Below are 18,909 nucleotides of genomic sequence, written 5' to 3' on the forward strand. Positions count from 1 at the left end.
TATACTCCTTTTATTACATTTTTATATTACCGCTTGTTCTAGGATAAGGAATAACATCACGAATATTATCAACACCAGTTACATACATAACTAATCTTTCAAAACCTATTCCAAAACCAGATGAGCCTGCATCTCCAAAACGTCGTAAATCAAAATATCATTGTAAATCTTCTTGATTAATTCCAACTTCTAATGCTCTTTGAAGTAACTTTTCATATCTAACTTCTCTTTGGCTACCACCAATTAATTCACCAATACCTGGTACAAGCATATCAAACGATGCAACTGTTTCACCATCATTATTTTGATGCATATAAAATGCTTTAAATGATTTTGGAAAATTAATTATAGCAACAGGCCCTTTTATCACTTCCTCAGCAAGGTATCTTTCATGTTCGGTGCCAAGATCCAAGCCAAATTTAATATCTTGATTTTCAAATCTTGTTTTAACTTTTTGTAACTCAAAAATAGCATCTTTATAGTCTAAAATTGATAATTTAGTTTTTATAAATGATTTGAGTCTATTAATTAAATTTTTATCAATGTTTTCTGATAAATATGCAAACTCTTTAGGATGTTTAGCAATTGTATTTTTTATTACATTTTTAAGTAGATCATCTGCTAACCTTATAATTTGTTTTAAATCATAAAAGGCAACTTCTGGCTCTACCATTCAAAACTCAGCAGCATGTTTTTTGGTATTGGAATGTTCAGCTCTAAACGTTGGTGCAAAAGTATAAACTTTATTAAAACCAATAGCATAGCTTTCAGCATGCAATTGACCAGTTACTCCCAAAGTTGCATTATTTAAAGGGAAAAATGGATTTTTTTTGTTACCATCATTAACATAAAATAATTCTCCAGCGCCTTCACCATCATTACTTGTTATGATAGGAGAATTGAAATACAAAAAACCTTTTTCTGCAAAATATCTGTGAATTTCTTGAGCCAATGTTGAACGAATTAACATTACAGATCTAAATAAATTTGTTCTGTGTCTTAAATGTGGAAATTCTCTAAGTGTTTCAACATTAATTTCTTGTTTTTGAATAGGAAAGTCACTATCAACATTTTTTAATAACTTAAATCTTTCAGCAACCAATTCTAAAGGTTGTTTTGCATTTGGAGTAAGTTTTATGACACCTTTTGTTTCGATTGCGGCACCCATACGAATAGAATCCAACTCATCAAAATTAAATTTATTTCCTTTTATAGTAACCTGTAATTGTTCAACTGTTGATCCATCTGAAATTGTAATAAATCTTATTTTTTTATTACCTCTATTTGAAACAACCCAAGCTCTAATAGCAATATTTAAATTTCTAAATTTTTTTGGCTGTTTAAATACTTCATTTATTAATACTGTTTTCATAAAAACTCACTTTCAAAAAAATAAATACACTAATTAAATATTAAATACTAATTTAAATTATACATAAGTAATAAAGAAAAAAATTAATTTGATTTTTTATGTTGTTTTTTTACTTTTTTATCTATAAAACAAACATTAACAAAAAATAAAATGAGCTAAAAAAATAAAATTGAATTCAGCATAAATTCTTATAATAAAATGTAAAAATTAATATCATTATTACTGATATATACTTAATTTGAAAGAAAAATACTTTAGATAATATACTGAAAATATTTGATATAGAGTGCATTGTTTTAAAATAATTAAAATCAAAATTTATGATTTTTGAAATCTTAAAATTTATAAAAAAATTATAAAAAAATACATCAATCTAAATTTCCTTTATACCTATAATTAAGTCATATAAATTACAAAATCTAAATTAATTTAATACTTAATTATTCAATAAATGTTTGTTTGATAACATTTTTAATTTTTGTATCACTTATAACACAATAATTTATCTTTATAAAGTAGTTTGTTTTATGTTGAAAGGAATAAAAAATATATCCACTTTTTTATTAACATTTTTTCTTTATGAATAAAAAAACAAATACTTGAAATTCAAAAATACTTTTTTACTTTTTTTGTAATAAAATGTATTATGTTTTAAAAAATGAATAAAAGTAATTAATATTATTTTTAGGAGTATATATGTCAAATATAGCAATAGTAAATTTATTTTTTGGAATAATTTCATCTGCATTAATGGTTGCAATAGCCATTCCTCAACTTATTGCAATTCATAAAAATAAAAATGTTGCCAGCGTTTCATATGGCACATTCCTAATATATTTTATAGGTGGATTATTATTTGTAATTACCATGGTTCTAAAAGACGGAGTTGGAACCTATGAATTTGATAGTAAAAGCAACCCCAATTCTGACCCTATTATTAACATTTTGGGTAACTATCTTTTTCTAATCGTGATGTCGTTAACAATAACATCATTTTTAATTTATGATAAAAATAAACCTTTTTGATTCAAGACAGTTATTGGTTCTTTTGTTTGATCAATTTCTTTAACTTTTACAATATGAATTATTATGGCTTATTCAAACCCAAATTATAGAGCTAATTTGAAATCAGAATCAATTGAAATGACTGCTCTAACAGTTGTTGCAACATTATGCACCTCATTACCATTTACACTTCAAATTTATAAAACATTAAAACTAAAAAGTGCTGAAGGCCTTAGTGTGATAATGCTGTATCTAGGTATTGTTTTAAATGCTACATTACTTATTTACCTAGCTACATTATTACCTGTTGGAATTCCTATGTGATATGTCTGCATAATATTCCAATCAATCGCAATATTAGTTTATATTGCTCAAATTTTTCTATATTACTATTTTAAGAACAAAAACAAAATAGTACATACACAAAATATGGAAATTAATAATTAAATGTTTTTTACCGAAAAAGTCTATTTTATAGGCTTTTTATTTTTTTACTAATTATGATTTAAATTTAAAATTAATAACAATTAATTTGATATTATAATATTACCTAAATTAATAAATAAACAAGGAGAAATATATGGCAACAATCGATAGAGATCCTGAGATATGCAAAGCTAAGATTGAAAAACGTAAATTATTGCTTGAAAAAATGCATCAAGAAAATATTGAATTTTTAAATAATCCAGCTCTTATTAGGGAAGAAGATATTCCTATTGATAAAAAATGCTCTGAACCATTTTGTAAATTAAATAATGAAGAAATAAGTTTAGAAGATAAAAAAAGAAACATAATTATTAGAACAATGGCTATTGCAGCTACAGTTTTATTACTTGTTACAACTCTTTTAATTGGAACACTAATAGGAAGCCTTTAATGCAAGAAGCGCTTATAATAATTATTCTCACTATTAGTATTCTAATTTTGGTGATTGTTTCTTTACCTATTTTAATTTCTATTTTTAGTACAAAATTCAAAAAAACTCGTTTTAATAAAATGGGTAAAAGCAGCCAAATTAGACTTATAAATCAGTTAAGAGAAGCTGTTGAATACCTTTCAAAAAATAAAATTGGAGCTCTTATTACAATTGAAAATAATGACAATATAGAGAACCTTAGAACTGATGGAATTATTATTGATGCCAATATATCTTCTAGCTTATTAATTTCTATTTTTAACAAATACTCGCCATTACATGACGGTGCAGTAATTATTAGAGACAATAAAATTTACTATGCTTCAACCTTTTATAAAATTACTAAAAAATCTATAGATAACCAATATGGAGCAAGGCATAGAGCTGCAATGGGGATAAGCGAGTTATGTGATGCAACAACCATTGTTGTCTCAGAAGAGACAGGAAATATAAAATTAATTAAAAATGGAATTTTTTACGCTGTTAAAATTGAACAATTCCAAGAACAGTTAGTTAAATACTTAAAGGACTAGTATGAGCGAAGAAAATAATATGGATTCAAATTTAAATATTGAACTCATTAAAAATATAATCAAAAATTTGGATATAAAAGGTGCAAGAAACCTTGTTGATGAATATCCTGATGCACAAATTGCTGACTCCATACAATCTCTTACACTTGAAGAACAGTTAACAATTCTAAGGCTTTTTAATACTGCTTCTGCAGCAAGTATTTATAGTTATCTTGATGAAGATATTCAAGTTGAGTTAGCAAAAAGCTTTACTGAAGAATGAGGGATGAAACTTCTCCAAGAACTTCAAAGTGATGAGCTTGTTGATGTTTTAGATGAACTGCCTGCAAATGTAACTAGCAAAATTTTAGCCTATACAAATAGTGAAAAAAGAAGTCAATTGAATAAGTTGCTAAGTTATAACGACAATGAAGTTGGAAGTATAATGAGTATAGATATCTCTAGCTTACCAAACTCATACACTTGCGAACAAGCATTAAACAAAATTCGTAGAGATTATAAGAAAAATAAAAAAGAACTTGTTCATTATTACTATGTAATAGGAAATACAAATCAACTTTTAGGAGTTCTTACGCTTGAAGAAATTTCATTTGCTGAGCCTAATCAATTAATTGATGACATTTATTCGCCTGTTGCATTTGTTTATACAAGTGACAAAAAAGAACATGCAGCAAAAATATTTAGTGAGCATGATATGTCAGTTTTGCCTGTTGTTAATCAAGAAAAAAGACTTATTGGCATGATAACAAGTGATGATGTTATTGATGTTATCCAAGAAGAAGGAACTGAAGATTTATATAAATTTGCTGGAATTAGTAAAAAATTTATTGATAATGAATATATAAAGACACCATGATATAAACTTCTTCAATCAAGAATTTTATGACTTTCTTTCATTTTAATATTTTCAACATTAACTCAAATTATTATTCATTGAGCATTAGTAAAAACTCTAGACAAATCTAGTGCTAATGAAACGATTGATTATGCTATATTAACCATTTCTTTTGCAGCAATATTTCCTGTTTTAAGCATAACTAACAATAGCGCAGGAACACAGTCAAATATAAGCATTTCAAGAGCTATTACTCTAAACAAAATTAGCAAAAAAGACTATAAAAAAGCTATTTTAAGAGAAATGATAGTGGGCATGTTGACAGGTTTTATTCTTGCAGCCATTAATTTATTGCGTCTTTCAGCTTATTATGGAGCTATTAATAAACTAACATATGATGGTAGTTATAAATATTGAGCAATAATTATTGGGACTTCAATAGCTTTATTTATATCAATCTTAATATCTTCACTTTTTGGAGCTTTATTACCTATTTTGATGGTTAAACTTAAAAAAGATCCATCATCAATTCCGATTATTATTCTTAATGTTTTATCAGACATCATAACTGTTTTAATTACTTTTGGATTTACGTTTGCAGTTATTTCACTGCTATAAACAAAAAAACAAGGAATCAATTTTCCTTGTTTTTTTGTTTTTCTAAAAATAACCTGTAAAGCAAACTTTTACACTATTTGGTTTATAGTTTAAAAGGGCATCAAATCCATTAATTATTTCATTTGTAAAATTATCAATTGTTTCTTTTAAAGGAGTTTTAGCTTTAATAGTAATGTCAATAACAAATGAAGCATTTATCTTATCATCAAAAAATATAATTCTTGGCGAATTTGCTAATTTAATAACTTTAGAATTATTTATAGCATGCTTGATTAAGTCTAAAAAAGCATTTTCATAAATTGATACACGCTCATTAATGCCATTTAAAGTTGTAATGAAATTCATTTATTTATTAGCCCTTCCAACATATTTGCCAGTTTCCGTTGAAACAACTATTGTTTCACCTTCTGAAATAAACATAGGTGTTTCAAGTTCATAACCTGTTTCTAATGTAACTTTTTTCTGAGGATTATTAGCAGTATTACCTTTAACTGCATCAGGAGCAACTGTTACAAGAAGTGGTACATTTGCATCAAGTTCAATGTCAAGAATTTCATCCTTATATTTTCTAACTTTAACTATCATACCTTCTTTTAAAAAATTTAATTCTCATTCAACATGGCTATTTGGAATTTCAACTTGTTCATATGTTTCAGTATCCATTAAAATAATATTATTACCATCAGAATACAAATAACTCATAGGTCTTTTGTCGATGTGTGCTTTACTTACCATTACGCCGCCAGTATATGACTTAATTGTTGTGCTACCTGTTCTAAGGTTTTTAACCTTAGCTTTAACATTAGCTTGCCCACGGCCTTGCTTAGAATGTTGCGCTTCTAAAACTACAAAAATTTCACCATTATCTTCAAAAGTAATGCCAGGTTTAAATGTATTAACATTAATCATATTTTCTCCTTAATTTCAACATGTTAGTTTTTAATACTTATTTTATATTATAAATTATAGACACACAATTACTTATACAAAAATAAATTGTTTAAATCTGTCACATATTTAAAAAAAATAAATATAATAAATACTATTATATTATTTCAAGGAGTAATTTTGCAAGCAAAAAATAGACACATTTTATATAAAAATATTGTTAATTTTTCATTAATTGCATTAATTATTGCATGCACTTTGTTTTTAATTCTTATTCTTTTTTGCATATTTAATCCAATAAATACAATTCAAATTGCTTATGGACAACAATTAAATCAATTAAATCAATACGAAATTTATCAAATATTTTTATATCTGTTTTTAATTCTTTTTGTATTATCAATTATTGCTTATTATGTTCTAGCAGTTTTAGTGGCAATATATACATATGAAGACAATAATCTTAAAGAAGCAATATTAGTAACAATTGGATTAGTCTTTTTACCTGCAGCATTTATTGGTTTATTATTAATAAAAAGAAACTTAATTGTAAAATCTAAAGAAATTAAAAACAATAATGAAGTCACCGAAATTATAAGTGAAGAAATAGAATAAACATGCATAAGCATGTTTTTTTATATTAATCGTTAACTCAATATGTTTATTACATCTTTTAAATATGTAATATATTAAAATTAAATATTAAATTATAGTATAAAATTATAAATATTATGGGAATAAGTAAATGATTTAAATCTACAGAAATGAGAATAGCTGAAAAAGCTCTAAAAAAAATAAACCAATTTGAACCATTAATTCAGAAGTTAACTGATGAAGAATTAAAAAATAAAACTAGTCAATTTAAATTAAGAATTGCCAATGGTGAAACATTGGATAAAATTAGAAATGAAGCTTTTGCAGTCTGCAGAGAAGCAACAAAAAGAGTATTGCACAAAAGACCATATGATGTGCAAATGCTTGGTGGTATTTTACTTGATTTAGGTTCAATTGCTGAAATGAAAACAGGTGAAGGTAAGACAATTACATCTATAGCTCCTGTTTATTTAAATGCACTTTTAGGCAAGGGAACAATTGTTTCAACTGTTAATGAATATTTAGCAGAGCGTGATGCTGAAGAAATGGGGCAAGTTTTTAATTTCTTAGGTTTGACAGTTGGAATTAACAAAGCACAAATGGACCCTATTTTTAAAAGACAAGCTTATGCATGTGATATTACTTATTCTATTCATTCTGAACTTGGGTTTGACTATCTAAGAGATAATATGGCTTCAAGCATAGAAGAAAAAGTTCAAAGAGGCCTTTACTTCTGTTTAACTGATGAAGCTGACTCTATTTTAATTGATGAAGCTAAAACTCCTTTGATTATTTCTGGTGGAGAAAGCGAAGATTCTAATGTTTATCAAGCAGCAGATCAATTTGTTAGAATTCTTGACGAAAATGACTATGAAATAGATGAAGAGACAAAAGCTATTTCATTGACATTTAATGGTGTGCAAAAAGCTAATAAATTCTTTAATTTTGATAATCTGTATGATATCAAGAATTCAGAAATAGTTCATAGAATACAAAATGCTTTAAGAGCTCATAAGGTTATGAAAATTAATGTTGAGTATATTGTTAGGGATAACAAGATTGAGCTAGTTGATGCTTTTACAGGCCGTATAATGGAAGGAAGAGCATATAGTGAAGGACTACAACAAGCTATTCAAGCTAAAGAAATGGTTGAAATAGAACCAGAAACAAAAACTCTTGCAACAATTACTTATCAAAACTTCTTTCGTATGTTTGACAAGCTTTGCGGAATGACAGGAACTGCGAAAACAGAGGAACAAGAATTTATTGACATCTACAACATGCGTGTAAATGTTGTTCCAACTAATAAGCCTGTAATTAGGAAAGATTTGCCAGATTCGATTTATCCATCATATTATGCAAAATGAAAAGCTGTTGTTGAAAAAATTAAAGAATTATATTTAACAGGACAACCAGTATTAGTTGGAACTGCTCAAATTGAAGATTCAGAAATATTACATGAATTATTAATAAGAGCAGAAATTCCTCATACAGTTTTAAATGCTAAACAAAATGCATCAGAAGCTGAAATTATTTCGCGTGCTGGGCAAGTAAAAGCAGTAACAATTGCAACAAATATGGCTGGTAGAGGTACAGATATTAAACCTTCTGCTGAGGCTTTAGCTCTTGGCGGACTTTATGTCCTTGGTACTGATAAAGCAGAAAGCAGAAGAATTGACAATCAGTTGCGTGGTAGATCTGGTCGTCAAGGAGATCCTGGCGTTTCAAAATTTTATATTTCAATAGATGATCAATTAATGAGAAGATTTTCGAATTATGAAGCTTTTAAAGAGCAATTTAAAAATGATGGAGAAAAAGAAGTTACTTCAAAATCATTAATATTGAATTTTAAGGCTGCACAGAAAAAAATTGAAGGATTTAACTATGATACACGTAAAAACGTGTTACACTATGACGATGTTATTAGACAACAAAGGGATCTTTTTTATGCTCAAAGAGACTTGATGTTAATAAATAATGACCTTGAATTTGTAGTTAAAAGAATGATTATTCATGCTGCTAAAAATATTTTTTCTATGGCTCGCTTTAAAGACAAAGGAAATATTTTTAAACATCATGATTTTGTTGAATATATAAATGAAGAAGTTTTAGGAAAAGTTATAGAAAGAAAATTAACATTAGATGAAATAAAAAATCTTCATGATTCTGATATTGAAAACTATTTTGTTAACTTTTTACTAGACAGATACAAAGAATGAAGAGATGTTGCAATAAACAACACTGATAGAGAATATACAAGTTGATATGAAAAAAGTATTGTTCTTAGAATAAACGATAGGTACTGACAAACACATATTGACACTATGGATAAACTAAGATCAAACACTAACTTAGTACAATATGCTCAAAAAAACCCTTACCAAGTTTATACACAAGAAGGTGGTAAGAAATTTGACGAGATGCTTAGCAATATTGCTCATGATGTAATGAAAGCTATTTATAGTGATCGTTTAGGATTCCCATCTAAAATTACTAATGAAATTAAAAATGACCCTATTTACCAAAAACTCAGTTCTACAGTGCTTTTGGGAGATAACTTAACTGAATCAGAAAAAGAAGATTTTATATTGCAAGCTTATTACAATATAAAAAAATCAATTGATGAAAACATAAATAATTAAATTAATAATAAATCATCAAATTAAAAAAATTTATTTCAAATTTAAAAAGGAGAAAATATGGGAGCTTTAGATGGAGAAAAAAAGAAAGTAACAGTCTGACATGTTACCCCAAAAGCTAATATGTGACAAGTTAAAGGTGCTGGAGCTTCGCGTGCCACAAAAATATTTACAACTCAAAAAGAAGCTATTGCATTTGCAAATGAACTAACAAAAAGAAATAATGGCACTGTTCTAATTCACAAAACAACAGGAAGAATTAGAGCAAGTATTAACAATAAGAAAAAAAATAATTAAAATGATGCATATAACATTACGCATCATTTTTTATTAATTATTTTTTGGATTAATTTTGACAGTTGTTACATTATCTTTGATTAATTTATTTTTAATATCAGTTCTTAAATTTCCATCAAAATTATCATAATAAGTACTATGGCCTTCCATTAAGGATATAGCATTTGTATACGTTTTATAATGATCATCACGTGTAAATAAGTAGTTAATGCCAATTAAATTGAAACTAGAATCAATAGCCATAGAACCAGAAGACCCAGGACCTAAAAGCTTAAATCTTTCGTCATAAGGTGCATATGTATAAAGTTGTGAGTGTTGTGCTAAAACAGTCTTAGGCATTCCGTGTTCACCTTCAATAAATGGCTTTTCGTATTTTTTATAATTATCTCTATATCCATTTCAATCTTCATTTTCTTCTTTATTGTATCTAACTCATAAAGATTGAAAATTATCTTTAAAAATTCTACGAGTTTGTGCATTAATAATGCCACCTGTTGACTTGTTATACTTAAATCTGAAATAAGGAGATTTGTTATAAATTGGTTCAAAATACTCATTAACATCAACAGGATAACCACCATAAAATTGCGTTTTTATAGGATTAAATAGTTCATTTTTACCAACTCCAATATGTCAATCTTTTTCTTGTTCAGTGCCAATAATTTCATCTAACTTTGGCAATATTGTTGACAATAATTCTTTTCTAATTTTTAATCTCAAAAGAACAAAATCTGCGCCAGCATTTTTTGTTGATCTAATTCTAGGATTTTGCTCATATTTTTCTAAATTTTGCGCGCCAGCAACAGCATCACTGTCATAAAAACCAGTTGCATAATATCTAGGAGTGTAATAAGGAGCATCTAAATATTGATCATAAGCACTAAAAGCTGGATAATATGATCCATTATCTTGTGTTTTTACATAGTTTTGATCATTTAAGAGTTTAGTATTTCCACCTCTAGTGGCCATAAAATATTTTAAATTACGTTCTGAGTTTGCATTATTTACATAACCAAAACCTGCATTTCACTCACTTTCACGTCTTTTTGAAATATTTTCATTGAAATAAAGTGATTTATCAAAAGTATCACGAAGCCCAAAAACATGAATGTTAGTAGCAACAAGTAATTCTCAATACCCTTTTGCCTCAGCTTCAGGATTGATAATTCTGTCCATTACTCACATTGTTCCACCTCCATTATTACTTTTTAAGCCACTCTTACTATCATTTGAATATGGATCCCAATGTCATCCAAATGTATTGATTGATATCATAAAGCTTCTATCATAAATATATCTATAAAAATTATCATCTTTTTTTAATTCTGGATTTGATTTACTATCTATAGACAAATGAAACTTATTATGATTATTATTTTTTATTAGTAATTCAAACTTTCCTTCAGTATCATCAAATTGTGATTTAATATCAATAATGTTTTTAACTTTTAAAAGCTTTGAAATTGAATCTAAACTTGCATAATAGAATAATTGGCTTAGATTAGAAGGCAAAAAACCAAATGGATTATTTTTTATAACTTCTGATAAATCTGGATTTATTATTTGAGCTCCTTGAATATCATCATTGCTAAATTCATCCAAGTATTTTTGTTTAATCATTCCATCAGAAGATATCGAAGGATTAAAAAAGTCAACCTTTTCTGTATCATTGTTTCCATAATTTCCATATACACCTATATTCTTGGTATATTCTCAAAATTTATCTCTTTTATTTTGATCAATATCATTTACAAAATCAATTGGATTATTATGATTCCCAGTTCGTAAATACTTGTCTATATTAGTAAGCGCTTCTTTATAATCATTTGTTTGTTGTAATACTTTGTATGGTGTATTTTTTAAAATTTGACTTATTGGAATAAAATGCTTGTTGCCTGAAAAATGCTGATTTTTATCTATTTTTTCAATTAATTTATCTTCTTCATTTGTTGAATTATCTTTTTCAATATCTGGTTTATTATTATTATTATTATTCTCTGGTTTTTCCTGTGATATTTCTTTATTTGTTGGGTCTTTTTCTTTTTGGTCTGTTTTCTTAGGACTTTGGGTATCAACTTTACTATTAGCTAAATCTTTATCTTTTTTACTTGTTTGCTTAGAGCTTTGGGAATCAGTTTTTTTATTATCTATTCTATCCTTAGAATCGCTTTCACGCATTTCTTCTTTTTCGGTTAGTTTGCTTGTTTCGTTTTTAATTCCTTCTTGTTGAGAAATATTAGAGTCAGAAGGGTTACTTTTTTGTGATTCTGTTTCTTTTTTTGATAAATTACATGAAGCAACAAGTGGTATTAATGTTGCTAAAGGCAATAAATGGTAATGTTTTAATTTCATATTATTCCTCTTTTTAAAAACGTAATAACATAAGAAATATACCATAACACCATTTTTTTATTATTAATATAATAATTTGAAAAATAAAAAAATGCTATGAATATAAATAACATCATAACATTTTTAAAAATATATTATTTTGCTTCTACTGTAAATGAGTAAACATTTTTAGAAATTTTCTTTTCTTTGTGATTATATAATCTAAATTTGAATGTATATTTGTTGCCTTCTATATTTGCATACATTCTACTTGAAGTGATTGTTTTATTAGTTTTATTATTTGTATAAAATACATCATCAGCGCTAATAGCTTGATTAATATCATCTATACCTTTTATTTGAAAAAGTTTTGTGCCTTGATATCATTTTTGTGATCTTTCTCATTTACCATGAAAACTTTTTGAAGAATATGAATATTGAATGAATTTTTTACTATTTTTTTTATCAGTTGCTAAATTATTTACTCAATTTTCATCTAAAATAGTAACAATTGCATTGTCAACATCTAAAGTTAATGATTCATCTAAACTGAAACCATCTTGCATAGCAACATCTTGTGGTCCAACAAGAACGGCCTTGATAGCTGCTTGTGTTTGGTCAGTTGTTCCAGGAGTAGATGGAGCAGGTGTTTCTTGAGTTTTTCCTGAATCTGATGGTTTTGCTTCAGTTGTTCCTTTTTCAGGTTTCATTTCTTCTTGTTTTCCACAGCTTAATGCAACTAATGGAAATGCTAATGTACTAATAGATAATGTTCCAATGAATAATTTTGATTTTTTCATATTAATTCCTTTTTTTGTCAATATATGTATATAATTATTGTTTATGATTATTTTAAAAAAATATATTATTCATGTTTCCAAAATGTAAAAATATTAATTTTTTTCCATACTTTTGACATTTAAATAACAAAATAATAAGAAAATACAAATTTTAGTTTACTTATTGAAAAGTTATAAAAAATGCCTAAAAAAATAATTTAATTGGTTAACTAACTATCGGTTTTCATTATAGTTATACTTATTTACATAAAACCTGCTAAAAATATTACTTGTTTTATGTTTGTAAATATCATTATCTTTTATATGTTTTTTTGTATAAACTTCGCTTAAGTAATTAATAATTAAAATTGTTATTGTTGAAATTCATATATATGCAAACGCTTTACTAATATCCTTGCCCTTGTCTAAATTCATATATTCATTTATTTTATTTCCAATTGTTAATGAACCGGAAGATAAAGAAGCATATGTTATTGAATTCCTAAAAGCGAGTTCAAAATATAAAAATGTTCAAGTAATAAGATCATATTTAATTGTTGGTAAAATATATTTTCAATAAATGTACCAATTACTATAACCTTTTATTTTTAAATTCATTATTTCATAATCATCAATATTATCACTTGCTTCACTCATTTGCTTAATTAGTGACGAAGATGCATGGATACTAGAAATAAGGATAAGAAGTGTAAAATCTGATTTAACAATTGGGCTAAAAATTTTAAAAATAATTATTATTGGAATTATTCTAGATATAGCTATTAAGGATCTAATTGATACATATTTATAATTTTTATTTATTTTTGAATTACTAAAATAAAGAATAATCAATAATAAAATTAAAGAAAATAAAACAAACATTAATGAATAAACAAGGGATTGCAAAATCATTAATATAGGATTATCAGCAACATTAAATGAAGTAATATTAAATACACTAAAATCGGCATTAAATAGCTGTTTTATAAATGTTTTAATATATTCAACATTTTTAATTTCATTATTATTTAAAGCAATTATAACTATTGAAAAAATTGAAATAGTCACAGCTGCAAAAATTTTTATTCAAAACTTATAGTTAATGTGATTAGCTAGTTTTTTATACTTATAATTACCAGTTAACTTGTGATCTTTCAAAAGCTTTGTTGTATCTTCTAGAAAATATTTTTTTATTAAAAATGAAAATATTTCAAGCAAAATTATAAAACTCAAAAGCACAAAAACTGGTATTCCTAATTCAGATCATTGTCTCTTATTTGCACCAGTTCCATGAGTTATCAATTGTCCTATACCAACTATGCCTAAAGTAGATAAAATTGTATTTCATTTTATATTTGATTCCAATGAATAAAAACCTAAGTTAATAAATCTATTTATTACTCTAGGTCAAACTTGAGTAATAAAAGCTCTAGAAGGTGAAAGCCCATGATAAATAGCTATTTTATAAGGCGTTAAATCCATATTATTCAAAATATCAGAAAAATATTTATGTAATCATAGCCAAGAAAAAAATAAAAATATAAAAGTTAATGTAGCATGACTGTGATAAACATTGATAAAATAGTTAATAAAAACTAATTCTGGTATTGCTCTAATAAACAAAATAAAGTTTCTACTTATAAAACTTCAATACTTATTTGTGAATCTTTTTGAAGTACCAAAAGCAGTTATGTTAGCAAAAACAAAACCAATAAAAGTTCCAGCCATAGCATATTTAACAGTTTCTCATAAATATTCAAAACTTATTTTTCATAATCATTCATTATTTTTTCCAAATAAAGTGCTTTTATATGAAAATGAAAAAAAGTTTTTTAAATTTTCCGAAAAGACTTGTAAACCAAACTTATTAGGCATAAAGTTCAATCATGTGAAAGAGTAAATAATCAATGCTATTATTAAAAATCAAATCAAGTGTATAACAAAGGGCTTATATTTTTTATTTGAAAGACGCTGCTTTTTATCTTCAATTTGATAAGTAAACAAATTTTTTTTGATTTTTACGCGTCAAGAACTATTTGTTTTAATATTTCATCCTTAGTGATTTTACCTTTATTATACATTTGCATTTTTTTGTTACTTACAACAATTATTTTGTCAAATAATTCAAGTGATAAATCTAAATTATGCATTATAGCAATTATTGTTACATTATTATTTACACTTATTTCTTTCAATAATTTAAATACTTCAACAGAAGTTTGTTCATCAAGACTACTTGTTGGTTCATCAGCAAGAATCAATTTTGAATTATTCACTAATATTTTAGCAATTTCAACTCTTTGAGCTTCCCCACCACTTAGTTCATCAACACGAGTAAAACATTTTCTTAAAATTCCTAAATTATCAAGTTGTTTAAATATATTCTCTTTTTGCTTTTTGGTCAAAATATAAAAAAGTTTATAAAATCAATTCTTATATTTATTTATTGAACGTGTAATATTTGAATAAACATTTTCTGTTGGAATTAAAAGGGGTTTTTGTGTTAAAAAACCTATTTTTCCCAAAATACTTTTTCATTCTTTTTTGCTTATTTTATAAATATTTTGGCCAAATATTTCTATTGTTCCTGATTCTATATCTAACGATTTAACTAATGATCTAAATAAAGTAGTTTTACCAACACCACTTTTACCTACAATTGCTATAAAATCGCCTTCATTTATTTGACAATTAACATTGTCTAAAATATTTTCATTAGTTTCATCATATTTTATTGTTACGTTTTTTATATTTACCACTGGCTTCATATTTTTAATTTACTTTCAATTTTTCTCAAATAGTTTCATCAAGATTTGTGTCTCTATCAACTGCTGCAGTTTGAAGCTTCAACATTTGAACAAATAAATTTTCATCAATTGGTTTAAACTTATTATAACCTGTATAAGTTCCATACAAATTTTCTTCTACACTTAAACTACTAATGGCTTTTGCAATTAATTCTGCTTGCTTGCTAGATAAAGAAGTTTTTCCAAGCATAATATCATATGGAGCTGGATTTGTCATAGTTAAAACCCTAACTTTTGCATCTGGATCGCTTGGAGTAAAATGTCCATTTGTTCATTGTTCATGTTTTGGTGTTCAATTAAACTCGCCTTCATCAGTAAAAATAATATTAGTAATTTTTCCAAATTCATTTTTCTTGCCTAGTTGTCAATTTAAATTTTTTGATGCTACAAAATATCCATGTTCATTTTTACTAAAAATTATTTTTAAATCATCAATTTTTTTTCCAAAATGTCTAGCTAATAGTGCTAATTGATATTTAAATTTTCCACCAGATTCATGGTTTTTATAAACTATACCGTGTTTAATAAATTCATCAAAATTTTTATTTTCTCAAGCATTAATTATATTTTTTCTAACTTCATCATTTCCAGAAATTATTATTGCTCCACGATAAATAGGTATTACTTTATCTTTTTTATAAAAAATTCTATATTTTGAACCATCAAAATCAAACTCATCTTTTTTATTAGTTCAAGTTTTATACTCACCATATTTCACCATTTGTGCATTATTCTCAGCTTCGGCATCAAGTCTTAAAGGATCATTTTTTGATCCATCTATGTAAAAGCTTGTTGGATTATTTTGTCAAACAAAACCTAAAGTATAAGATTGAGCAATCTTTTTAGGTCTAAAATTATGTCCTTCTTGGTATGAACCATTTAAATAATCTAAAATAGTTGAATACGGAACAACTGCAATATCAAAATTTTTATTCGACTCAAGATCACTTATAATTATTGATTTATCTTTTACTCCTTGATCTGCAAACTTAAATTTGACAGGCTTAAATTTATTAGCTTCTGGATCATTTTTTCTAAATTGCTCAAACTTTTCTTCTAATAACTTTATGAATTTTTTATCTGTGCCATTTTTAAAAAAATTAGGATTTGTTGAACTGTATCCTATTACTATTTCATCATCTCATTCCTCATTTGAATAATTTGTACATGAAATAGATGTTAATATTGGAGCAACTGTTAAGGCTCCAAAGAACATAAAATTTCTCGTTTTTTTAATTTTAAACATATAAAAATCTCCTTATTTTACAGGGAGATTTTTGAACATACATTTATTTTTGCTACGCTAGCATTATCTAGATCAGCTTATAGGTATATTCTCAGCCATTAGTAGGCACCCTGTATAGTTTAATTCTATATATTTTTAGAAAGATTTTAAAAAAAGTGAATGAAAATGTGTTTATATTCAATATAAAATTTGTAAATTATCATATAATTATTAAAATTATTAAATACTTATAATTAAGAATAAATAATGGAAGCTAGGAGCATTTATGAAAAGATTAAATTGTACTTATGAAGTAAAAAAAGATAAAGAATTTCCTTGATTATTAAAGCACCCAAAAGTAAAAAATGGGCTTGCAAAATTTAAAAACAGAAATGATGCATTAGAATGATACATGTTATTACATTTTGAAACAGCAATTTGATTCCAAGATGATAAAAGAATTTTTGCAGGTCAATTAACTATTGATTCAGAAGATGATAAATGATACTACTATGTTAAAACAGCTAGTTTTGATGGTGATGCTACATATGAAGGTATTTGTAGTCAACTAGGAATAAATCCTTTTAACTTCAAACGTGATCCTGAATATGCTAGAAAAAGAGGAAATGAAATAGTTGAAGGCAGAGATTTTATTCTTATTTCAGATCCATACACATATTTCCCTGAAAATCTTGAAATAACAAAAAGAACACAAAAAGATGTAATTGATGTTGAATCTATTAGACTTCAATTCCAAAAACAATATGAAATTTTAATGAATCAAATGCATGAAAATAACAAAATAGCAGATGAAGAATTAGAATTATTGAAAGCTGAATTAGCTAAAAAAGACATTAGATTTGAAGAACTTGCAAATAAATTAGAATTACTTAAACAATCTAAACCAACACTACAAGGTGTAGAATATGTTCAATTTTCTGAACTTGCAGACAATGACACTGTTGGGGCATTAGCTTTATATATTGAAAAAATTAAGAAAATCATTGAAAAAATAAATGATAATCCATCTAGTGTTGAAAGTGTAGAAAAAATCAAAGAAAACATACGCAATTTTGAATCTGCATTAATTGCAAAAAAATCATCAATTAAAGATGAAAAAACTCAAAAAATTATTGAAAAACTTCATAATGAATTTTCAGTCGTTTTAACAGAACTACTTGAAAAAATAAAAATTAACAGCGAACTTGAAAATTCATATCAAAATCAAGTTTTTTATACGAACGAAAACAATAAATTAGTTCCTGTTGATTGAGAATTATCATTTGTTTTAGTCGATCTTAAACATGTAGGCTTTGTTTCTTACGAAAATTACCACTACTCAATTCCTTATCTTGCTATTAGATCTAAATATTCTGTAACTCTTGTAGATAATTCTGACAGTACTCAAACAATGTTCATCCCTAGTGTTAATGTGCCTATGGAAGAACAAAAAATGGAACAACATCATGAGGAAGAAAAAGAAGATGTTGCTGAATTTAGTGAAATTGAATCTCATGTTGTAGAAGAAGAAAAAGAGGAAGAAAAAGAAGATGTTGCTGAATTTAGTGAAATTGAATCTGATGTTGTAGAAGAAGAAAAAGAAGAAACTCTTGTTGAAGAACCAGCAACTACTCACAATAATGAATTAGAAGCTAATGATGAGCCAGCACCAATTGATTATGCTTCTGGGGCAGCTGTTGTTAACAATTCAATGACTGAATATAACTTTGATAATGAAAATCAAGAATGAACTTCAGAAAATAATGAACACATTATGTCTAATAATGATATTGTAAGTGATGCATCAATTAATGATCAAAATACTCTTGAAAACCAAAATATTTCAGAATCATCAAAAGAAATAACTGAAAGAAAATCAAGCGTTTTATACAATATAGCTATAACACTTTTATCAGTAATAATTGTTGCTATTATCGTTATAGCAGGTTTAGCAATAGCTGACATAGCATCAGATTCATTCAACATTTTTAAAGGAATCTAATAAAAACGAATTAGCAATAAAAACATAGTAATTTATTGCTAATTTTCTAATAAAAGAATTTAACGAAT

At 26.1% G+C, this 18,909-nt stretch carries 16 protein-coding genes; 8 read left to right on the forward strand and 8 right to left on the reverse strand.

The features are described from left to right. Positions 1-13: 13 nt before the first annotated feature. Positions 14-1,372, reverse strand: a complete 1,359-nt coding sequence (gene asnS / locus JS510_RS01790; RefSeq protein ID WP_205517060.1) for an asparagine--tRNA ligase — start codon at positions 1,370-1,372, stop codon at positions 14-16. A gap of 696 nt (positions 1,373-2,068) precedes the next feature. Between asnS and JS510_RS01795 the strand changes: the two genes are divergently transcribed. The 4 genes from JS510_RS01795 (at position 2,069) to mgtE (ending at position 5,279) form a co-directional block, all read left to right on the forward strand. After that, on the forward strand, positions 2,069-2,824 hold the full coding sequence (locus JS510_RS01795; protein ID WP_205517061.1) for a PQ-loop repeat-containing protein: 756 nt from the start codon (positions 2,069-2,071) through the stop codon (positions 2,822-2,824). A 133-nt stretch (positions 2,825-2,957) separates the two neighbouring features. Continuing rightward, positions 2,958-3,254: a hypothetical protein gene (locus tag JS510_RS01800; protein ID WP_205517062.1), complete on the forward strand. Its 297-nt coding sequence runs from the start codon at positions 2,958-2,960 to the stop codon at positions 3,252-3,254. Then, positions 3,254-3,826: a diadenylate cyclase gene (locus JS510_RS01805; protein WP_205517063.1), complete on the forward strand. Its 573-nt coding sequence runs from the start codon at positions 3,254-3,256 to the stop codon at positions 3,824-3,826. Before JS510_RS01800 ends, JS510_RS01805 begins: the two co-directional genes overlap by 1 nt. Before the next feature lies 1 nt (position 3,827). Beyond that, positions 3,828-5,279, forward strand: a complete 1,452-nt coding sequence (mgtE, locus tag JS510_RS01810) for a magnesium transporter (protein ID WP_205517064.1) — start codon at positions 3,828-3,830, stop codon at positions 5,277-5,279. A gap of 42 nt (positions 5,280-5,321) precedes the next feature. Here mgtE and JS510_RS01815 read toward each other — a convergent pair whose 3' ends face one another. Together JS510_RS01815 and efp are read right to left on the reverse strand one after the other, a co-directional pair. Beyond that, positions 5,322-5,624, reverse strand: a complete 303-nt coding sequence (locus JS510_RS01815; protein ID WP_205517065.1) for an MMB_0454 family protein — start codon at positions 5,622-5,624, stop codon at positions 5,322-5,324. Next, positions 5,625-6,188, reverse strand: coding sequence for an elongation factor P (efp, locus tag JS510_RS01820; protein ID WP_205517066.1), 564 nt, complete (start codon positions 6,186-6,188; stop codon positions 5,625-5,627). Between the two features lie 159 nt (positions 6,189-6,347). On the opposite strand from efp, the gene JS510_RS01825 reads away from it, so the two are divergent. From JS510_RS01825 to JS510_RS01835, 3 genes are all read left to right on the forward strand, one after another. Further along, positions 6,348-6,782: a hypothetical protein gene (locus JS510_RS01825; RefSeq protein ID WP_205517067.1), complete on the forward strand. Its 435-nt coding sequence runs from the start codon at positions 6,348-6,350 to the stop codon at positions 6,780-6,782. 116 nt (positions 6,783-6,898) lie between these two features. Further along, the gene (secA, locus tag JS510_RS01830) at positions 6,899-9,403 is read left to right on the forward strand and encodes a preprotein translocase subunit SecA (protein ID WP_205517068.1); all 2,505 of its coding nucleotides are present in this window, start codon (positions 6,899-6,901) and stop codon (positions 9,401-9,403) included. Positions 9,404-9,460: 57 nt separating this feature from the next. Continuing rightward, positions 9,461-9,697, forward strand: a complete 237-nt coding sequence (locus JS510_RS01835) for a DUF2188 domain-containing protein (RefSeq protein ID WP_205517069.1) — start codon at positions 9,461-9,463, stop codon at positions 9,695-9,697. A 33-nt stretch (positions 9,698-9,730) separates the two neighbouring features. Here JS510_RS01835 and JS510_RS01840 read toward each other — a convergent pair whose 3' ends face one another. The 5 genes from JS510_RS01840 to cypl form a co-directional block, all read right to left on the reverse strand. Continuing rightward, complete coding sequence (locus JS510_RS01840) at positions 9,731-12,049, reverse strand: MAG2960 family serine endopeptidase lipoprotein (protein WP_205517070.1); 2,319 nt, start codon at positions 12,047-12,049, stop codon at positions 9,731-9,733. A gap of 134 nt (positions 12,050-12,183) precedes the next feature. Continuing rightward, a complete protein-coding gene (locus JS510_RS01845; RefSeq protein WP_205517071.1) occupies positions 12,184-12,828 on the reverse strand; it encodes a variable surface lipoprotein in 645 nt (214 codons plus the stop codon). A gap of 213 nt (positions 12,829-13,041) precedes the next feature. Next, entirely contained in the window at positions 13,042-14,682 is a 1,641-nt protein-coding gene (locus JS510_RS01850; RefSeq protein WP_205517072.1) for an ABC transporter permease subunit, read from the reverse strand. Between the two features lie 143 nt (positions 14,683-14,825). Then, positions 14,826-15,575, reverse strand: a complete 750-nt coding sequence (locus JS510_RS01855; RefSeq protein WP_205517073.1) for an ATP-binding cassette domain-containing protein — start codon at positions 15,573-15,575, stop codon at positions 14,826-14,828. 4 nt (positions 15,576-15,579) lie between these two features. Continuing rightward, positions 15,580-16,860, reverse strand: a complete 1,281-nt coding sequence (gene cypl / locus JS510_RS01860; RefSeq protein ID WP_205517074.1) for an ABC transporter thiamine pyrophosphate-binding lipoprotein p37/Cypl — start codon at positions 16,858-16,860, stop codon at positions 15,580-15,582. 265 nt (positions 16,861-17,125) lie between these two features. Between cypl and JS510_RS01865 the strand changes: the two genes are divergently transcribed. After that, positions 17,126-18,841, forward strand: coding sequence for an MAG3090 family protein (locus tag JS510_RS01865; RefSeq protein WP_205517075.1), 1,716 nt, complete (start codon positions 17,126-17,128; stop codon positions 18,839-18,841). Positions 18,842-18,909 lie beyond the last annotated feature (68 nt).

This window comes from Mycoplasma tauri (genome assembly GCF_016925555.1).
GTDB classification, from domain to species: domain Bacteria; phylum Bacillota_I; class Bacilli_A; order Mycoplasmatales; family Metamycoplasmataceae; genus Mycoplasmopsis; species Mycoplasmopsis tauri.